General features: G+C 35.9%; 13 protein-coding genes and 1 other annotated feature. Of the genes, 12 read left to right on the top strand and 1 reads right to left on the bottom strand.

What is annotated here, in order from left to right; translation table 11 throughout:
- Positions 1–28 precede the first annotated feature (28 nt).
- The 5 genes from AC806_RS04815 (at position 29) to pheT (ending at position 11,420) form a co-directional block, all read left to right on the top strand.
- Positions 29–3,586: a PD-(D/E)XK nuclease family protein gene (locus AC806_RS04815; protein WP_069028909.1), complete on the top strand. Its 3,558-nt coding sequence runs from the start codon at positions 29–31 to the stop codon at positions 3,584–3,586.
- Positions 3,579–7,256 carry a helicase-exonuclease AddAB subunit AddA gene (gene addA, locus AC806_RS04820; protein WP_061840958.1) on the top strand — a complete coding sequence of 1,226 codons (3,678 nt, stop codon included), beginning with the start codon at positions 3,579–3,581 and terminating at the stop codon, positions 7,254–7,256. Before AC806_RS04815 ends, addA begins: the two co-directional genes overlap by 8 nt.
- Before the next feature lie 63 nt (positions 7,257–7,319).
- Positions 7,320–7,664, top strand: a complete 345-nt coding sequence (locus tag AC806_RS04825; RefSeq protein WP_174706111.1) for a winged helix-turn-helix transcriptional regulator — start codon at positions 7,320–7,322, stop codon at positions 7,662–7,664.
- A 42-nt stretch (positions 7,665–7,706) separates the two neighbouring features.
- Positions 7,707–7,911 (top strand) — a binding site (T-box leader).
- 43 nt (positions 7,912–7,954) lie between these two features.
- Positions 7,955–8,998 (top strand): phenylalanine--tRNA ligase subunit alpha, encoded by a 1,044-nt coding sequence (gene pheS, locus AC806_RS04830; RefSeq protein WP_061840960.1) that lies wholly within the window; start codon positions 7,955–7,957, stop codon positions 8,996–8,998.
- Between the two features lie 4 nt (positions 8,999–9,002).
- The gene (pheT, locus tag AC806_RS04835) at positions 9,003–11,420 is read left to right on the top strand and encodes a phenylalanine--tRNA ligase subunit beta (protein WP_061840961.1); all 2,418 of its coding nucleotides are present in this window, start codon (positions 9,003–9,005) and stop codon (positions 11,418–11,420) included.
- A gap of 53 nt (positions 11,421–11,473) precedes the next feature.
- Here the strand turns inward: pheT and trpS are convergent, their stop codons facing one another.
- Positions 11,474–12,481, bottom strand: coding sequence for a tryptophan--tRNA ligase (trpS, locus tag AC806_RS04840; protein WP_061840962.1), 1,008 nt, complete (start codon positions 12,479–12,481; stop codon positions 11,474–11,476).
- 251 nt (positions 12,482–12,732) lie between these two features.
- Here trpS and AC806_RS04845 point away from each other — a divergent pair, with 251 nt between their 5' ends.
- The 7 genes from AC806_RS04845 to AC806_RS04875 all read left to right on the top strand — a co-directional run bounded on the left by AC806_RS04845 (position 12,733) and on the right by AC806_RS04875 (position 18,480).
- A complete protein-coding gene (locus tag AC806_RS04845; protein ID WP_069028910.1) occupies positions 12,733–13,470 on the top strand; it encodes an amino acid ABC transporter ATP-binding protein in 738 nt (245 codons plus the stop codon).
- A gap of 71 nt (positions 13,471–13,541) precedes the next feature.
- Positions 13,542–14,357: a transporter substrate-binding domain-containing protein gene (locus tag AC806_RS04850; protein ID WP_014124703.1), complete on the top strand. Its 816-nt coding sequence runs from the start codon at positions 13,542–13,544 to the stop codon at positions 14,355–14,357.
- Between the two features lie 12 nt (positions 14,358–14,369).
- Positions 14,370–15,011 carry an amino acid ABC transporter permease gene (locus AC806_RS04855; RefSeq protein ID WP_014124704.1) on the top strand — a complete coding sequence of 214 codons (642 nt, stop codon included), beginning with the start codon at positions 14,370–14,372 and terminating at the stop codon, positions 15,009–15,011.
- Between the two features lie 23 nt (positions 15,012–15,034).
- Positions 15,035–15,691: an amino acid ABC transporter permease gene (locus tag AC806_RS04860; RefSeq protein ID WP_014124705.1), complete on the top strand. Its 657-nt coding sequence runs from the start codon at positions 15,035–15,037 to the stop codon at positions 15,689–15,691.
- 114 nt (positions 15,692–15,805) lie between these two features.
- Complete coding sequence (gene racE / locus AC806_RS04865) at positions 15,806–16,627, top strand: glutamate racemase (RefSeq protein ID WP_014124706.1); 822 nt, start codon at positions 15,806–15,808, stop codon at positions 16,625–16,627.
- Positions 16,617–17,966: a ribonuclease PH gene (gene rph / locus AC806_RS04870; RefSeq protein WP_069028911.1), complete on the top strand. Its 1,350-nt coding sequence runs from the start codon at positions 16,617–16,619 to the stop codon at positions 17,964–17,966. The genes racE and rph overlap by 11 nt, the downstream gene beginning before the upstream one ends.
- Before the next feature lies 1 nt (position 17,967).
- Entirely contained in the window at positions 17,968–18,480 is a 513-nt protein-coding gene (locus tag AC806_RS04875; RefSeq protein ID WP_069028912.1) for a metallophosphoesterase family protein, read from the top strand.
- Positions 18,481–18,571: the final 91 nt, after the last annotated feature.

An 18,571-nucleotide genomic window follows, 5' to 3' on the forward strand; every position in this document is an offset into this window, starting at 1 on the left:
TATTAGATAGAAAAGGAGACGGGGTTTTTTGAGTTTACAATTTATAACCGGAGATGGTAGTTGCGACCATGAAAAAGCGGTATTAGATATCGCTTGTGACTGGTTAGCAAAAGACCATAATGAAGTCTTTTTTTTAGTCCCTAATTACAATAAATTTGAACGTGAACAAGAAATTTTGTCGCAATTAAAACATAGGCAAGAAAAAAAAGATTTTAGTACGATTCGTGGACAAGTTTATAGTTTTAACCGTTTAGCATGGTATTTTTTACAAGATAGTGAAAATATAAGCGGACAAACAATTTCGGATACAGGTTCAGCTATGATCATGCGTAAAGTTCTTCTAACTTTAAGCGATAAACTGATTATTTTCCGTGGTGAGATCAATAAGGAAGGTTTTATTGCAAAATTACTTGAACTTTATAAAGAATTTCAACTAGGCAACATTACAATTGATACGCTTGGCTTTCTTCCTAGCAGTCAGGAAACAACTAAGGCTAAAGATTTTGAACTTAAGATGTATGAAATTAGACTGATATTTACCGCTTATGAAAAAGAACTGGCTAAAAGAAACTTACAAATAGAACAACCGATTTCGATGTTAACTAATTTTTTAGCAGCTAGTGATTTACAGGATACAGCTCAGTTAAATCAAAAGCTTTTTATAGTCACTGGTTTTTCGAATTTTAGTATGCAAGAACAAGAACTTTTAAAAGTCTTATTTGGTAAAAGTCATGTGTGTATTGATCTGTATGTTGACTCTGTGCATACAGATAGTGACGCCTTAGATTTATTTTTTGATCCAAAACAAACTTACCATCTTTTAAAAAACTTTGCGCAAAATCAACAAAGCCATGTCTTATTTGATAAAAAGGCCCCTCTTTTAAATAATGTATCTACTAGTTACTTAGAGTTAGAACGCTGTTTCAGACAGACGAATCATGGAAGATATGAACAAGCAGGGGCTCTGAGTGATCACGTGGAAATTTGGAAAGCCGAGAACCCAGAAGAAGAGTTAAGACAAGTAGCAACAGAAATTCGACGATTAGTTTCTCTTTCATTTACTAAAGGGAATAAGCCACTTTATTATCGAGATATTCAGCTATTAACTTTGAATCCGGAACTATATTATTCTTTCATTCCGTCGATTTTTGAAGAATTAGATATTCCTTTTTATTTAGATGAAGATCGGCAGATGAAACAACACCCCTTAGTAGAATTTATCCAAGCTTTATTTGCTTTAGATAATTATTATTACCGGACATCTGATGTTTTCCGTTTCTTGCGCACCGAACTATACATACCAAAGCAACTACAAGAAGATACACAAGATTGGCAAAAAGCACGTGATAAATATCGTTGGATAGTTGATATAACGGAAAATCAAGCTTTGGCACATAATTTTCATGGTGCTGACTGGACACGTGAGCAAGACTGGCGTTTATTTAATTTTGATTTTGAAAAAGAAGAACTTATTGATACTGAAAATACAGAAGTACTTACAAATCAGCTTCGTAATAATTTTCGTAATGATATTGTCAGCTTTTTTATCAGTTTAAAAGCTGCAGATACAACGAAAGAAGCAATTATAATATTTTATCAATTTTTACAAAAAATTGGTGTTGAACAGCAGTTGATCTATTGGCGAGAACAAGAAATTGTATGGGGAAATTTGGAGCAAGCACGTGATCACGAGCAAACATGGGCTTCTTTGATGGACTTATTAGATGAACTTGTAGAAATCTATGGGGAAGACCCTTTTGACCTTGACCTTTTTAAGGAAATACTATCTAGCGGGCTGGAAAATCTTACATTTGGTAAAGTTCCCACGGCTATTGACCAAGTACAAATTAACCCACTAGATTTAACTCGTCCTTTACAAGCAAAAGTGACTTTTGCAATTGGTTTAGACGAAACAAGTTTTCCTCGTACTGTGGAAAATAAAAGTTTAATTTCCACAGAAGAAAGACAACAATTAAACGAAAATTTACAGCCAGGACAATATTTAAAGGATCAAGCAGAAGAAACGATTCGTAAAGAGCCTTTTGTCGCTTATAATATGTTATTGTCAGCTTCTGAAAAATTATATTTAAGCTATCCCAAAAATGCAGATTCCAAGCAAAATATCAAGATGTCTTCTTATCTTGCTCGTATATTAAAGTGGACTGATCTAACGCTGCAAGATCGATGTAGCTTGGATTTAACTTGTGATCCGCATCATTACGTTGGAAGCTATAAGAGCCTAATCCGCCAATTGAACAGCTTATATCGTCAAGCACAAGAGGAAAAAAGCGCTCTTTCCGGGAAATGGCAATCCTTAAAAGACTTACTCTTGATGTCTGATTATCGGTCATTAGCAACTAAAGTATTTGAAAGTCAAGTGCATCGTAATGTTCCAGTGAACCTCTCACCTGAGTTGGCTGAGCAGTTATATGGGAAAAATATTTATAGCTCGATTTCACAAATAGAAACTTTTTATGATTATCAGTATGATTATTTCCTTAAATTCGGTTTGGGGCTAAAAGAAAGAGAAATTTACGGTCTCAATTCTGCGATGACTGGAGAAATCTTCCATGAGGCTTTAGATAACTTTTTAAAGGCTGTTTTTCAAGATGACCTTTCACTGACGCAAATGTCAGAAGAACAGCGACAACTTTTAATCGATCGTGTGTTAAAAAATATATTTGGACAAGAACGTTATGCTTTTATGGAAAAAAATGCTCGTATGAGTTTTATTCGTTATCGTTTAGGCAAAACAGTCCAACATGTTTCCTGGGGGTTAAAAAAACAGGCTGAAAAAACACAATTAACGCCTGTTCAGACTGAAGTCTTATTTGGAGAAATTGCAGGAAACCAAGGGATTCCCGGTTTAGAAATCCCTTTATCTAACGGGGGCAAACTTTATCTAAGAGGAAAAATTGATCGTGTCGACACAACGACTATTGATGGAAAACCTTGGCTTGCGGTGATGGACTATAAATCAAGCGCTCATCAGTTTGATATTACCGATAGTTACTATGGTCTTGCCATGCAACTGCTCACTTATTTAGATATTGCTTTAAAAGATGCTGTTGAACTCATAGGCAAAAAAGATGTAAGTGGTGCTGGTGCTTATTACTTCCATGTTTACGATCCTATTCTGGCCCCTAAAAAAGCTAGTGAAAAGGAACGCTTGAAGCAATACAAGCTTGATGGGCTTTTTGCAGATGACCCGGAAGTGTTTGAAGCTTTTGATGAAACGCTTAATAAGTCCGAACATTCACTAGTATTTCCTATTCAAAAAGATAAAAATGAGCAAATAAAAGGCTCTGTTAGAAGTAAAGAAAAGTTTTATACTATAGAAGAGATGAACACGCTGATGGCACACAATCGCAAGAAGTTAAAAGAAGCGGCTGAAAGAATACTTTCTGGTGAAATTAAAATGAATCCTTCTTATAAGATGAAAGATAAAAGGCGAGCAACACAATATTCTCCGTTTCGTAGTATCTCTTTATTTGATCCGATGTTAGAAGAAAATGACTATCATCGCATTCATTCCTTATCAAAAGAAGAAATTATGGAACGCTTAAAGGAGGAAAAAGATGACTGATATTCCTTTAAAACCAAAAAATGAAACATTTACTGACAAACAATGGCAAGCAGTATTTGACACTGGTGATAATTTACTAATATCTGCTTCAGCAGGTTCAGGAAAAACGACTGTTTTGGTACGTCGCGTGATTGAAAAATTAAAGAGTGGAAGTAATATTGACGAATTATTGATTGTCACCTTTACCGAAGCAGCAGCTAGAGAAATGAAGGAGCGTATTCAAAGTTCTTTACAAGATGCAATTAATAAAGAAAGTCAGCAATCGCGGCGTAATCACTTTGTTAAACAGCTATCTTTACTACCTCGAGCTCATATTTCTACTTTGCATGCTTTTTGTCTAACTGTTATTCGCCGTTTTTACTTTTTGATTGACTTGGATCCAGTATTTCGTATGCTTACTGATGATACGGAGCGGATATTATTAAAAGAAGAGGTTTGGGAAGAGTTACGGGATGAATACTTTGAAGCTTCTGATCAGGAATTTTATCAATTAGCAGAGAATTTTTCTAGTGATCGCTCAGATGATGGATTTACTGATCTGATCATGTCTTTATATAATTTTGCTAGAGCCAATCCTGATTCGACCACTTGGTTAAACCAGCTGGTACAAAGTTATGATACGACACATGGTTTAGCAGGAAATCAGATGTATCAAACCCAAGTTAAGCCGCTTGTTTTAGCTAATTTACAAACGGCTATTGGTCAATTACAAGCAGCTTTGCAAGTAGCTCAAAGTTTGGAATCGATGGAAAAAGCAGTCGTTGTAGTCGCCAATGATTTAGAACAAGCGAATCGTTTATATGCTTACATCAAGGAGGATAATGTAGAACAAGTTTACGCGCAGTTAACAAGCTTTGACTTTAAACGCTATCCAACTTATAAAAAAGAAGAAGAAAAGGAGCTATCAAAACAATTCATTAAACCTCGACGTGATCATGCTAAGGAACTCATTAAAGATTCTGAAACATTTTTTGCGCAGCCTCCTGAAAAAATGCTCGAATTAATGGAGCAAGCCAAACCTTTAGTTAAAAAGATGAGCGAAGTAACTTTAAGCTTTATTGATAGATATCAAAAGCGTAAGCAGGCTAAGGGTGTATTAGATTTTAATGATCTTGAACATTATGCCTTAGATATTTTACAAGCTAATGGCGAAGGTAGTGAAGCTTCTTCTTACTATAGAGATCGTTTTGAAGAAGTTCTAGTTGATGAGTACCAAGATACCAATCGCCTGCAAGAAGCTATTTTGTTTTGGATCCGTAAACCAGATCCCGCACAAGGAAACTTATTCATGGTAGGAGATGTGAAGCAATCTATTTATGCCTTTCGCTTGGCTGATCCGACATTATTTGTAGATAAATACTTAGCTTTTGCACAGCAAAATGGTGGCCGAAGAATTATTTTAGCGGAAAACTTTCGTTCTAGAAAGGAAGTACTACACTTTACCAATCTGGTATTTGAGCAATTGATGGATGAAAAGGTAGGTCAGATCCCTTATGATGAAGCAGCTCAATTAGTCCCTGGTTTTTCAGATTTTCCCGAAAGTGATGCATTTAATACTGAGTTACTCTTATATGAAAAAGAAGTTGAGGAAGATCCAACAGTCGTTGACGATAAAACTGAAGGAGAATTATATCTGGTTGCGCTAAAGATCAAAGAACTAGTTGAAAATAAGTTTATGATCTATGATAAACATGCTAAAGAAAAACGGGCTGTTACTTACAATGATATTGTGTTATTGACGCCAACACGCAAAAATAATCTAGTGATTATGGACATATTTAAACAGTTTCAAATTCCTTTGGAAGTCAATGATGCACAAAACTACTTTCAAGCATCAGAAATCCAAATTATGATTTCACTATTAGAAATTATCGATAATCCTTATCAGGATATTCCTTTTGTAGCAGTTCTGCGCTCTCCGATAGTTGGTTTAAATGAAGAAGAGCTAACTAAAATTCGTTTAGCTAAAAAAAATGATGATTATTATAAGGCATTTTTGGCGTATTTGTCAGAAGACGACGAACTTGCTAGTCGTCTGCGAACTTTTAATGAACAATTAGAATTGTGGCGAACACTAGCTAGAAGACGTTCACTTAGTGAATTGATCTGGTCGATTTATCAAGAAACGGCCTATTTAGATTACGTCATTGGCCTTCCTTCAGGTCGACAACGTCATGCCAACTTAGTTGCTTTAGCTCATCGGGCAGAAACTTATGAAAAGAGTAGTTTTAGAGGTTTGTATCAGTTTATCCGTTTTATCGAAAAAATGCAGGAAAAAGATAAGGACTTAGCCGAACCTCTTGCCTTAACTCAAGAAAATGCGGTAAAGGTTATGACGATCCATGCTAGTAAAGGACTCGAATTTCCGGTGGTTTTTCTTTTGGATATGACTAAGCAGTTTAATTATAGTGATTTTTCGACACGCTATATTTTTGAAGAACGTTTAGGAGCAGGTATTCAATATATAGATCAAGCACAAGTTCGCTATGATACTTTGCCGTATCAAGCAATCAAACAGCAAAGAATTCAAAAAATGCTATCAGAGGAAATGCGTAAGTTGTATGTTGCCTTGACCCGAGCAGAACAGAAGCTTTATCTAGTTGGCTCCTACAAAACCAAAGAAGAAGCCTTAAAGAATTGGCAACAAGCGCTAGATCAAGAAAATTTGGTGCTAGATACAGCTTTACGTCTAAAAGGCAAAGGGAACTTAATGGATTGGGTAGGAATGACTTTGATGCGTCATCCAGATATGCAAAAAGTTTTTGCTGAAGCCAAAGATAGTAAAAAAGTACTTGATCATCCAGCTCATTTTGAAATACATTGGGTAAATCAAGCACAACTACAAAAAGAGTTGAATAAGCCTAAAACATCAGTTGCTGAGGATTTTTCATTAAGTACTTCAGAAAAAACTGAAATAGATGACTTACAGCAACGTTTAGACTTTGTTTACCCATTGGAAAAATCAACCAAAACCACAAGTTATCAGTCCGTTTCTGAGATGAAACGTTTGTATAACGATCCTGATGACCAGCAGCTTAATAGAATCTCTTGGCAAAGCAATATCGAGCAGCAGCAAGCGCAACATTATCGATATGTAACACAAGATTTGGCTAAACCTAAATTTATGCAAGCAGACCGTATTGATCCAACGACTGTAGGCAGTGCGACTCATAGTTTATTACAGTTGATCCCATTAACGACTTTGCCAACATTTGACAGTATACAAGAAAAATTAAGACAGTTAGTCAATAACCATCAAATCGAAAAACAAGTTGCTGAAAAAATTGATTTAACTGCTATTCTGTGGTTTTTCCAAACGGAACTAGGCAAAGAAATTTTAAAAAAACCACAACTTGTCCATCGTGAACAACCATTTTCTATGCTAAAAGATGCTCGAGATGTATTTTTAGACTTTCATGAAGCGGATGCTGAATTATTAATACACGGTATTGTCGACGGCTTTATCGAATATGAGGATCACGTTATTTTATATGACTTCAAAACAGATGCTGTGTATAATGAAATAAGTAGACAACAGTTCATTGCTAAGTATCAAGGGCAATTACGCTTATATCGACAAGCTTTGGAACAGGCACTAAATAAACCTGTGCAGCATACTTTTTTAGTTCTTTTAAATAGTAAAGAAAATATTGAGTTATTTACTGAGTGAAGCAATTTTTGGGAAGAAATCGAATAATTATGTTATAATCTCAAAAAGAGGTGAGGGCTCATGATGGAAACAAGAGAAACAACTTATACACTTTGCCCTAAATTTGAAAAAGCTTTTTCTATTTTGGGGAAAAAGTGGAATGGTCTGATTATAGATGTATTACTTCAAGAAAAATCACAACGTTTTGTTGATATGGCACATAAAATTCCTATGTTAAGTGATCGTGTGTTAACAGAACGTTTGAAAGAATTAGAAAATGAAGGAATCGTTAGTAAGTCAGATGGACTGTACCAATTAACTGATAAGGGCGTAGGTCTTGAAGACGTGCTAGATTCGGTGAGAAATTGGAGCCAAGATTGGGTAAGCGAGAAAGAATGTAATTTCAAAAATCCAACAAACAGTTATTGATTTCTTCTTTATTATTTAGTAGACTAACAAATAATTAGATAATAAAAAGCGTTAATAGAAAAGAGTAGTTTGGTTGAAACAGTAACAGGGAAAATTGCCATAGACTGAAAGCAATTGCTGGTTTCGAAAAATGAAGTTCACTTCTGTAGCTTGCTTTTATATAAAGCCGGTAATGACTACCGTTAATTGATTAAGTGCGCGATGATTGTCGCGAATTAGGATGGTAACACGAAACCTCGTTCCTTTATGGAATGAGGTCTTTTTTTGTTTAAAAATAAGGAGGGAAATAAATGACTTTAGAAGAACAGTTAGAAAATTTAGAGGAAGAAACAATGGAAAAGATCAGTAATACCTCAGATTTGGATTCTCTTAATAACATTCGAGTAAAAACACTGGGTAAAAAGGGCCCTATTACTGAAGTATTGCGCGGTATGAAAGATTTAGCACCTGAGGACCGACCTAAGGTGGGAAGTTTTGCGAATCAGGTAAGGGATCATTTAACACAACAAATTGAAAAAAAAAGAGCTAAGTTGGAAGAAGAAGCGTTAAATCAAGCCTTGGCAGAGGAAAGTATTGATGTTACTTTACCTGGTAAACAGATCCCACAAGGTACCAGACATATTTTGACTAAAATTGTAGAAGAAATTGAAGATATTTTTGTAGGTATGGGTTATCAAATTATTGAAGGGCCAGAGGTTGAGCAAGATCATTATAATTTTGAGCGGATGAATATTCCTAAAAATCATCCAGCTCGAGATATGCAAGACACCTTCTATATTTCAGATGAATTATTGATACGCACGCATACTTCTCCTGTACAAGCTAGAACGATGGAAAAACATGATTTTTCTAAAGGGCCACTACGGATGATCTCTCCGGGCAAGGTGTTTCGTCGAGATACAGATGATGCTACACATAGTCATCAATTTCATCAAATCGAAGGACTTGTTGTTGACAAGCATATAACAATGGGAGATTTAAAAGGGACACTAGAAGAACTGATGAAAAAAATGTTTGGTGAAGATCGCGAAGTTCGCTTACGCCCTAGTTACTTTCCTTTTACGGAACCTTCTGTTGAAGCAGATGTTTCTTGTTTCAAATGTGGAGGTAAAGGATGTAGTGTCTGTAAACATTCAGGTTGGATCGAGATTTTAGGATCCGGTATGGTTCACCCTGATGTCTTAGAGATGTCTGGGATTGATCCCAAAGAATATAGCGGTTTTGCTTTTGGTTTGGGTCCTGACCGGATCGCTATGTTGCGTTACGGCGTAGAAGATATTCGCAGCTTTTATTTAAACGATACTCGTTTTATTGATCAGTTCAAGGGGGAATAAGTAAATGTTAGTTTCATATAAGTGGTTAAATGAATTGGTAGATGTGTCTCATGTCACGCCCCAAACTTTAGCCGATAAAATGTCGTTAACCGGTATTGAAGTAGAAGGGCTTTCTTATCCATATGAAGGATTAAAAAAGCTCGTTGTAGGTTATGTTGAATCTTGTAAACCTCATCCGGATTCTGATCATCTTTCCATTTGCCAAGTGGATGTAGGAGAAGATGAAGTGCTACAAATTATTTGTGGCGCACCTAATATCAAAGCAGGTATTAAAGTAATCGTTGCATTACCGGGCGCACGAATTGCTGGAAATGAAAAAATAAAAAAAGGTAAAATCAGAGGAGAAATCTCTTATGGGATGATCTGTTCTTTACAAGAGATCGGTTATAGCGAAAGTGTTATACCTAAAGAGTATGCAGATGGAATTTATTATTTACCAGAAGAGGCTGTCGTTGGTGATGAAGTATTTTCTTATTTAGCAATGGATGATGCGATTATTGAATTAGAGCTCACACCTAATCGTGCAGATGCCTTGAGTATGAGAGGTGTTGCTTTTGAAATAGCTGCAATTTATTCTGAAAAACCAGTGTTTAAAAAACAAGAGCTAACTGAAACGACTGCTAAAGCAGAAGATCAGATCAAGGTAAAAGTGAGAGATGAAAAAGATGCGCCTAGTTATCAGATACGTTTGATCGAAAATGTAAAAATTAAGCCGAGTCCACGTTGGTTGCAAAATCGTTTAATGAATATTGGGATTCGTCCTATTAATAATGTAGTGGACGTGACAAATTATATTTTGATGTATTACGGTCAACCATTACACGCATTTGACTATGATCGCTTAGATAGTCAAGAAATTGTCGTACGTCGTGCACAAGAAGATGAAAAACTTATCACTTTAGACGGGGAAACGCGCTCACTTTCTGAGCAAAATATCGTTATCACAAATGGCAAACAGCCAGTGGCTCTAGCAGGTGTGATGGGTGGACTTGATTCAGAGATTACGGAAACAACAACCACTGTCGCTCTTGAATCAGCGATGTTTGACGCAGCAGCTGTTCGTCGTACATCGCAAGAGTTTAATTTACACAGTGAGTCTTCGGCTCGTTTTGAAAAAGGTATTAATGTAGCTACCATTGACGAAGCTTGTGAACAAGCTTGTGCTTTGATCGCTGAATTATCTGACGGAAAGGTACTTCAGGGTAGTGTAAAGGCTAGTCAAGTACAACCGCAAGATAAAGAGGTTATGACAAGCTTGCAACGTTTGAATGACTATCTGGGAACAGAACTAACAGTAGCTGATGTTAATGATATTTTTGCGGATTTAGGTTTTGGTTATCAGGAAGATGGGGGAAGCTATACAGTAGTCGTTCCACCGCGCCGTTGGGATATTGCTATTGAAGCAGATATTGTAGAAGAAGTTGCCCGCATTTATGGATATAATAACTTACCATCAACTTTACCTAGCGGCGAAACCGTTGCAGGTAGCTTGACAAACGATCAGTTGAAAACACGCAGGATACGTACACTTCTTGAATCAGCGGGTCTAAGTGAAGCGATTAGTTATGCCTTAACATCTGAAAAAAAATCACTGCAATTTACCAATACAAGTTCAAAGCTTACCCATTTAGATTGGCCGATGACATCTGATCGTACGGTCCTTCGTTTGAACTTGATCACTGGACTCTTAGATGATATTTCTTATAATGTTGCTCGTAGAAATGAACAAGTGGCATTATATGAAATTGGGCGTGTTTTTTATCAAGCAGATGATCCTAAAGCAAATTTGCCTCAAGAAAAAAATCATGTTGCTTTTGCTTTATCTGGCAAGTGGACAAGACGTGATTGGCAAAGTAAGGAAGAATGGGTTGATTTTTATCAAGCCAAAGGTATTTTAGAAGAGCTGTTCACAGAATTGAATTTAGCGGATAAAATTAGTTATGAAAAAACTACGGCTTTAAAGGAAATGCATCCAGGCAGAACTGCAGAAGTCTTTTTAAATGAACAAAGTATCGGTTTTATAGGGCAAGTACATCCAACGATTACAAAAGCGTATGAAATACCAGAAACTTATGTCGCTGAATTAGATTTAGACGTCATTTTAAAAACAAAGCCAGAATTTACTTATGTAGCAGTCACAAAATATCCGAAAGTTACACGAGATATTGCGCTAGCTATTGACGAAAATGTAGCAAATCAAACAATTGTACAAACCATAGAAAAAGCTGCAGATAAATTCCTGCAAAAAGTTACCTTATTTGATGTTTATCAGGGAGAAAATATCGAAACAGGATATAAATCAATGGCTTATCGCTTAACTTTTGTAAATCAAGAAGCGACATTAACTGATGAACAAGTTAATAAAGCGATGGAAAAAGTGGAAAAAGCCTTAACGCAACAATTAGCAGCAACAATCCGATAGCCATGAAAAAATATACAAAAAACTCCGAGTAAAATTTTACCCGGAGTTTTTCATTAGCGAAAATAATTGATGCCCATTGCTGTTTTTACTTCATCTAATGTTTGTGCAGCAACTTTTTCAGCAGATAAACTGCCTTCTTTTAAAAGCTCCATGACATACTGTGGATCTTGCGCAAAAGCTTCACGACGCTTACGCATTGGTGTTAACTCTTCATCTAAGACATCAATCAAATAACGTTTGATTTTTACATCGCCTAATCCACCATTTTGGTATTGTTTTTTTAATTCTTCTACATAGGCTTTATCTTTTGCAAAAACATCAAGATAAGTAAAGACCATATTTCCTTCAACTTTTCCTGGATCGTGCACATGGATGTGATTAGGATCGGTATACATACTCATCACTTTTTTATCCACAGTATCTTTAGAATCGGCGAGGTAGATACCATTATTCAAAGATTTACTCATTTTTCCGTTTCCATCGATCCCTGGAAGGCGCCCCATACCCTTTTCTGGAAATACGCCCTTAGGATTAATTAAAACCTCTTGATAAGTGGTATTAAAGGAATGAACGATTTCTTGTGTTTGTTCTAACATCGGTTTTTGGTCTTCACCAACGGGAACTAAATTTCCTTTAAAAGCAGTAATGTCGGCTGCTTGAGAAACAGGATAGATAAAAAATCCAGTAGGCACGCCTTCACCAAAACTTTTTTGTTCAATTTCTGTTTTTACTGTCGGATTACGTCGCACACGGCCAACGCTGACTAGATTTAAATAATACATAGTCAGTTCAGAAAGTTCAGGGATTTGCGATTGGATAAATAAAGTTGATTTTTTGGGATCCAGTCCAACTGCTAAATAATCCAGGGCAACTTCTAACACATTAGAAGAAACCTTTTCCGGTGTTTTAGCATTATCAGTTAAAGCTTGGACATCAGCGATCATTACAAATAACTCATTATTTGGATCGTCTTGCATCATTTTACGAGTCTTTAACGAGCCAACATAGTGCCCTAAATGCAGTTGGCCTGTTGGACGGTCTCCTGTAAGAATTGTATTCACACTTATTCACCTTTTCTAATTGTAGTCTGTAATAATCTTACCTTTTTTTCATAGAAGAAACAATCATTAACTTATAACAAAATAAATTTCATACGATAAATAAGCTAACATGAGTTTGTTAGGAATAAAAAAATTTCGTCTTTCTGATTAAAAAAAACTTTACAAAAAGGAATTTGTAAGATTATAATGTTGATTAGCTGTTTATTAGAAAAATCTTATTAATTTTAAATAAAAAATGGGAGTGTGAAAATATGTCAATGATTGAATTTAAAAACGTTGAAAAATACTTTGGTAATTTCCATGCTTTGAAAAATATTAATCTTACATTTAAAAAAGGCGAAGTAGTAGTGGTGATTGGACCTTCAGGTTCTGGCAAAAGTACGCTTTTGCGTACAATAAATGGGTTAGAGATGATTACTTCGGGGAATCTTCTGATTAATGATCAAGATATTCGTAGTAAACAAACCAAATTAACAGAAATCAGAAAGAATATTGGCATGGTTTTTCAACACTTTAATTTATACCCTAATAAAACTGTACTGGAAAATATTACTTTAGCGCCTACTAAAGTTTTAAATAAAAGTGAAAAAGATGCAGGTGATACAGCAGAAAGTTTACTTGACCGAGTGGGGATGTTGGATAAAAAAGATTCTTACCCTTCAACGCTTTCTGGTGGACAACAACAACGTGTTGCTATTGCAAGAGGGCTAGCGATGCAGCCAGAAATGCTTTTATTTGATGAACCGACTTCAGCGCTTGATCCGGAAATGATCGGTGATGTATTAGATGTTATGAAAAAAATCGCTCATGAAGGAATGTCAATGATCGTTGTTACTCATGAAATGAACTTTGCTAGAGAAGTAGCCGATCGTGTCATCTTTATGACCGACGGAGAAGTATTAGAGGATAGTCATGATGTGGAAAGCTTCTTTAAAAAACCAAAAGAAGTGCGAGCACAACAATTTATTAGTAAAGTTGTTAATCATTAACCTGTTATTTCTAAACTATAGATTTTTACATAAGTTTTTGAAAAAACGGGTCTAAAAAAGGAGGAAAAGCAATGAACAGGAAAAAAATATTTTCCTTTTTAACCCTTTTAATGACTGTATTTGCATTATCTGCTTGTAAATCAGAAAGTATTGCAGATAGAGATGTCTTGGAAGTTAGCGAAGACTCAAACGAAATTATTTGGGGGGTAAAAAATGATACTCGCTTATTTGGCTTGATGGATATTTCCTCACGAGAAGTAAAAGGGTTTGATATTGACATGGCCAAAGCGATCACCGAAAAAATTCTAGGTCGAGATGGGCAAGCAACTTTTGTGGAAGTTACCTCAAAAACACGGATTCCTTTATTAAAAAATGGTAATATAAATGCTATTATCGCAACGATGACCATTTCTGAAGATCGGAAAAAAGAAGTTGATTTTTCTGATGTTTATTTTGATGCAGGCCAATCTCTTTTAGTTAAAAAGGGAAGTCCTATTACCGATGTTGAATCTATTGAACCAGGAATGACAGTTTTGGCCGTGAAAGGCTCAACTTCTACTGAAAATATTCGTGAGCACTCTCCTGAAGCTAATGTGATCGAATTAGAAAATTACGCAGAAGCTTTTACAGCTCTACAAGCTGGCCAAGGTGATGCTATGACAACTGATAACGCAATTTTATTAGGGATGGCAAGTGAAAACCCTAATTACGAATTAGTAGGGGGAACCTTCACTAACGAGCCCTACGGAATTGCCGTAGATAAAAACCAAGAAGACTTTTTAAATGCGATAAATGAAGCGTTAAAAGAAATGCATGAAGATGGAAGCTATGATGAGTTATATGAAAAATGGTTTCCAAATGATGACGAGGGTAGAGTCAGTGAATAAGGAGGAGAAGAGATGTTAACTTTATTTCAGAACTACTCGACAATGTTTTTTGATGGATTTAAAATCACCATACTCTCTAGTTTAATTGCTTTATTTTTTAGTCTAGTAATTGGTACTTTAATGGCGATTCTACAGCTTTCTTCAAACAAAGTTGTTAAGGGTTTAGCAAGAGCTTATGTTGAATTTTTCCGCAATATTCCTTTGTTGATTATAGCGATGTTTTTTTACGTCGTTTTACCAATGTACAGTCTACCCTTTACTGGCTTTCAAGCAGGAACGATTGGGTTGACGATTTATACTTCTGCTTTTATTGCTGAAACAGTACGTTCGGGTATCCAAACTGTACCTAAAGGTCAAACTGAAGCTGCTTTATCTTCAGGATTTACTTATGTACAAGTGATGCGCTATATTATTTTACCGCAAGCTTTCAAAATTGTTATCCCACCATTGGGCGGACAATTTATAAATCTAATTAAAAATTCCTCAATACTTGCGATTGTTGCAGGTTTGGATCTGATGTATCAAGGAGATTTGATCGCAAGTTCAACCTTTATTACCTTTGATACTTATATTATCGTAGGAATTTTTTATTTAATTTTGACATTACCGTTATCTTATTTGATGAGTTATCTAGAAAAACGTTTAAATGTCTAGTTTAGGAAGGAGAGAAGCAGCTCATGGATTTTATAGGAGCATTTTCATTCGATAATCTGCGCTTTTTATTAGATGGCTTGCAGGTCACTGTTTCGGTATCAGCTATATCGATTGTACTTAGTTTTTTGATCGGCGTATTGGCTGGCACATTGCGTTTTTCAGATATCCCTGTTTTTTCTAAAATACTAGGCTTAATTATAGATATTATTCGAAATTTGCCTTTATTATTGATCATTTTCTTTACTTATTTTGCACTACCGCAAATAGGTATTCGTTTTGATATTTTTTGGTCGGCAGTAGTGGCTTTAACAATTTTTGAATCTGCTATGCTTTCTGAGATTTTCCGGGCCGGTTTGAATGCAGTACCTAACGGGCAATTTGAAGCAGGTCTTTCCACAGGGCTAAGTTATATACAAACGATGGTAATTATTATTATTCCACAAGCATTTCGTTCAATGATACCAGCGATTATCAGTCAGTTGATTTCTTTAGTAAAGGACTCTTCTCTGGCAATTATTATTTCGCTACCGGAATTAACTCACCATGCTAGAATCATTTATGGACAAGATACAAATTATGTTTTACCGATGTTTGTGGCTATGACAGCTAGTTATTTTGTGATTTGTTACTTGCTATCATTACTGTCTAGATACTTGGAGCATAAACGTTATAAATACTAAAGAAAAAGCTCATCTTTTATAGATGGGTTTTTTTGCTTAAAGCTTGAAAAGTTTTAAAAAAAAGTACACAATATAGAAATGAGTGTGTTTAAAGAAAAATAAGGGATGACAAATATGAATGATCGACCAATTGGATTTATTGACTCCGGTGTGGGTGGTTTAACTGTTGTAAAAGAAGCGATGAAACAATTACCCAACGAAAATTTTATTTATTTAGGGGATACAGCACGTTGCCCGTATGGACCAAGGCCTAAAGAGCAAGTAATTGAATTTACTTGGGAGATGACGCATTTTTTATTGGAAAAAAATATTAAAATGTTGGTTATTGCTTGTAATACAGCGACTGCGGTGGCTTTAGACACGATTAAAGATCAATTGGCTATACCAGTCGTAGGCGTGATCATGCCGGGAACTAGGGCCGCAGTTAAAGCAACTAAAAATAAGAGGATCGGTGTGATTGCTACTCAAGGAACTGTTAAAAGTGCTTCTTATGAACGAGCAATCAAAGAAAAATTTTCTCAAATTCAGGTTGAAAGTCTTGCCTGTCCTAAATTTGTCCCCATCGTAGAAAGCAACCAATTTCACTCTTCAGTGGCTAAAAAAGTCGTTTTTGAAACATTACGTTCATTTAAAAATAAACATTTAGATACTTTGATTTTAGGATGTACACACTATCCTTTATTACGTCCGGTAATTCAAGATGTTATGGGAAAAGATGTTACTTTAATTGATTCTGGCGCAGAAACGATCAGTGAAGTTAGTATGCTTTTAGATTATTTTAGTATTGCTAATGCTGAAAATAAGAAAAAAGGGGATACTACTTTTTATACGACAGGTTCAACTCAATTATTTGACCAAATTGCTCAAGACTGGCTGGGTAAAACGATGGCTAGTTCAAAACAAATTGCTCTAGGAGGCACAGATCATGCGTCATGATGGTAGGTATTTTGATCAATTACGGAATATAAAAATAAAGACAAATGTTTACAAACAACCTGAAGGGTCGGTTGTTATCAATTTTGGTAATACACAGGTTATTTGTTCAGCCACCATTGAAAACACAGTTCCACCATTTCTTAAAGATAGCAATACAGGTTGGGTAACAGCAGAATATAGTATGTTACCGCGCGCAACACAAACTAGAAATAAAAGAGAAAGTGTCAAAGGAAAATTAAAGGGACGTACAATGGAAATCCAACGTTTAATTGGACGTTGTTTACGTGCTGTGATCGATTTGGATAAATTGGGTGAACGTTCGATCATCATCGATTGTGATGTAGTACAAGCCGATGGTGGCACAAGAACTGCTAGTATCACAGGTGCTTTTACCGCTTTACGTTTAGCAATCGATAAGTTATTACAAACGAATGAGTTAAGCGAAGATCCTGTAAAGGAATTCTGTGCGGCTATCAGTGTCGGTATCTTAGCCGATGGTAGTTGTGTACTTGATCTGGATTATGAAGAAGACAGCCTTTGTGCCGTAGATATGAATATTGCTATGACTGAATCCGGCCGTTTTATAGAAATTCAAGGTAATGGGGAACAAGCGACCTTTGATCGTTCTCAACTAAATGAATTATTATTGTTGGCAAAACAAGGAATTGATACATTAGTAACCAGACAAAAAGAAGCATTATATGCCAACCCAGAGCAAAATCAAGGCGTGGATGCACAAACTATAGTGATCGCTACGGGAAATCCGGGCAAAGCCAGAGAGTTTTCTACAATGTTTTATGCGGCTGGTTATAAGGTCAAAACGATGAAAGACTTTCCGGAGTTGTCCGAAGTTGCAGAAACGGGGACTACTTTTGAAGAAAATGCCCGACTGAAAGCGGAAACGATCGCAAATATTTTACAATGTCCTGTTTTAGCAGATGATTCTGGGATAAAAGTTGACATTTTAGATGGGATGCCAGGCATTTATTCAGCACGTTTTGCAGGGGAAGAGAAAAATGATGCAGCCAATAACGCAAAACTACTGCATGAATTAACAAATATTGCCGATGAACAAAGAAAGGCTCAATTCCATTGTACACTGGTATTTGCGGCACCTAAAAAAGAAAGCTTGGTTGTTGAGGCTGACTGGCCAGGTCGAGTCGCTCGTATTCCGCAAGGTGATAACGGTTTTGGTTATGATCCGCTTTTTATACCAGAGGGCTTAAATGAGTCAGCTGCAGAGATGAGTGAAAGTGAAAAAAATAAGGTAAGTCACCGTGCACAAGCATTAAACAAGTTACAGAACCAATGGCAAGATTGGCTAGAAGGAGGAAATTAGTTTGAAATATTTAGTTGTTAGTGATAATCACGGAGATCGTCAAATTCTAGTGGATCTATTTGAACATTATAAAGATCAGGTTGATTATCTCTTTCATTGTGGGGATTCTGAGCTAGCAGAAGATGATTCAGTATGGAAAGGTGTTTATGTCGTTACTGGCAATACTGATTTTGATTCTCAGTATAAAAAGTTTCAAGTAGTAGATACAGGAAAAGACATTGTTTATCTAACGCATGGGCATCTATCAAGTGTGAAAATGGGAATGACCCAGTTGGATATGCAGGCACAAGAGTATCAAGCAAATATTGCTTTATTTGGTCATACACACCAGCTTGGCTGTGAAGTTAATAAAGGACGTTTATTCTTAAACCCAGGGAGCATTTTACAGCCTCGTGGAGCATTTCCAATAAAAACTTACGCCGTTATTGAAAGCACAGAAACTTCTTTTCAAGTACAATATTATGACCGAAATTTTGAAGCACTGGAAGATCTTTCATTTGAGTTTAATAAGTAGAAAAAAGTGCTCAAAAGTTGCTTTTATCGGCTTTTGAGCACTTTTTGATAAGTTTTTAATTTAAATGTAGGAGATTTTTTATAATTGAGAA

It is taken from the genome of Tetragenococcus halophilus (genome assembly GCF_001712815.1).
Lineage (GTDB): Bacteria > Bacillota > Bacilli > Lactobacillales > Enterococcaceae > Tetragenococcus > Tetragenococcus halophilus.

Bases quoted from the DNA above. Each gene is read 5' to 3' on its own strand.
- addA (WP_061840958.1), top strand. From the start codon at position 3,579: ATGACTGATATTCCTTTAAAACCAAAAAATGAAACATTTACTGACAAA.
- AC806_RS04825 (WP_174706111.1), top strand. From the start codon at position 7,320: ATGGAAACAAGAGAAACAACTTATACACTTTGCCCTAAATTTGAAAAA.
- pheS (WP_061840960.1), top strand. From the start codon at position 7,955: ATGACTTTAGAAGAACAGTTAGAAAATTTAGAGGAAGAAACAATGGAA.
- pheT (WP_061840961.1), top strand. From the start codon at position 9,003: ATGTTAGTTTCATATAAGTGGTTAAATGAATTGGTAGATGTGTCTCAT.
- AC806_RS04845 (WP_069028910.1), top strand. From the start codon at position 12,733: ATGTCAATGATTGAATTTAAAAACGTTGAAAAATACTTTGGTAATTTC.
- AC806_RS04850 (WP_014124703.1), top strand. From the start codon at position 13,542: ATGAACAGGAAAAAAATATTTTCCTTTTTAACCCTTTTAATGACTGTA.
- AC806_RS04855 (WP_014124704.1), top strand. From the start codon at position 14,370: ATGTTAACTTTATTTCAGAACTACTCGACAATGTTTTTTGATGGATTT.
- AC806_RS04860 (WP_014124705.1), top strand. From the start codon at position 15,035: ATGGATTTTATAGGAGCATTTTCATTCGATAATCTGCGCTTTTTATTA.
- racE (WP_014124706.1), top strand. From the start codon at position 15,806: ATGAATGATCGACCAATTGGATTTATTGACTCCGGTGTGGGTGGTTTA.
- rph (WP_069028911.1), top strand. From the start codon at position 16,617: ATGCGTCATGATGGTAGGTATTTTGATCAATTACGGAATATAAAAATA.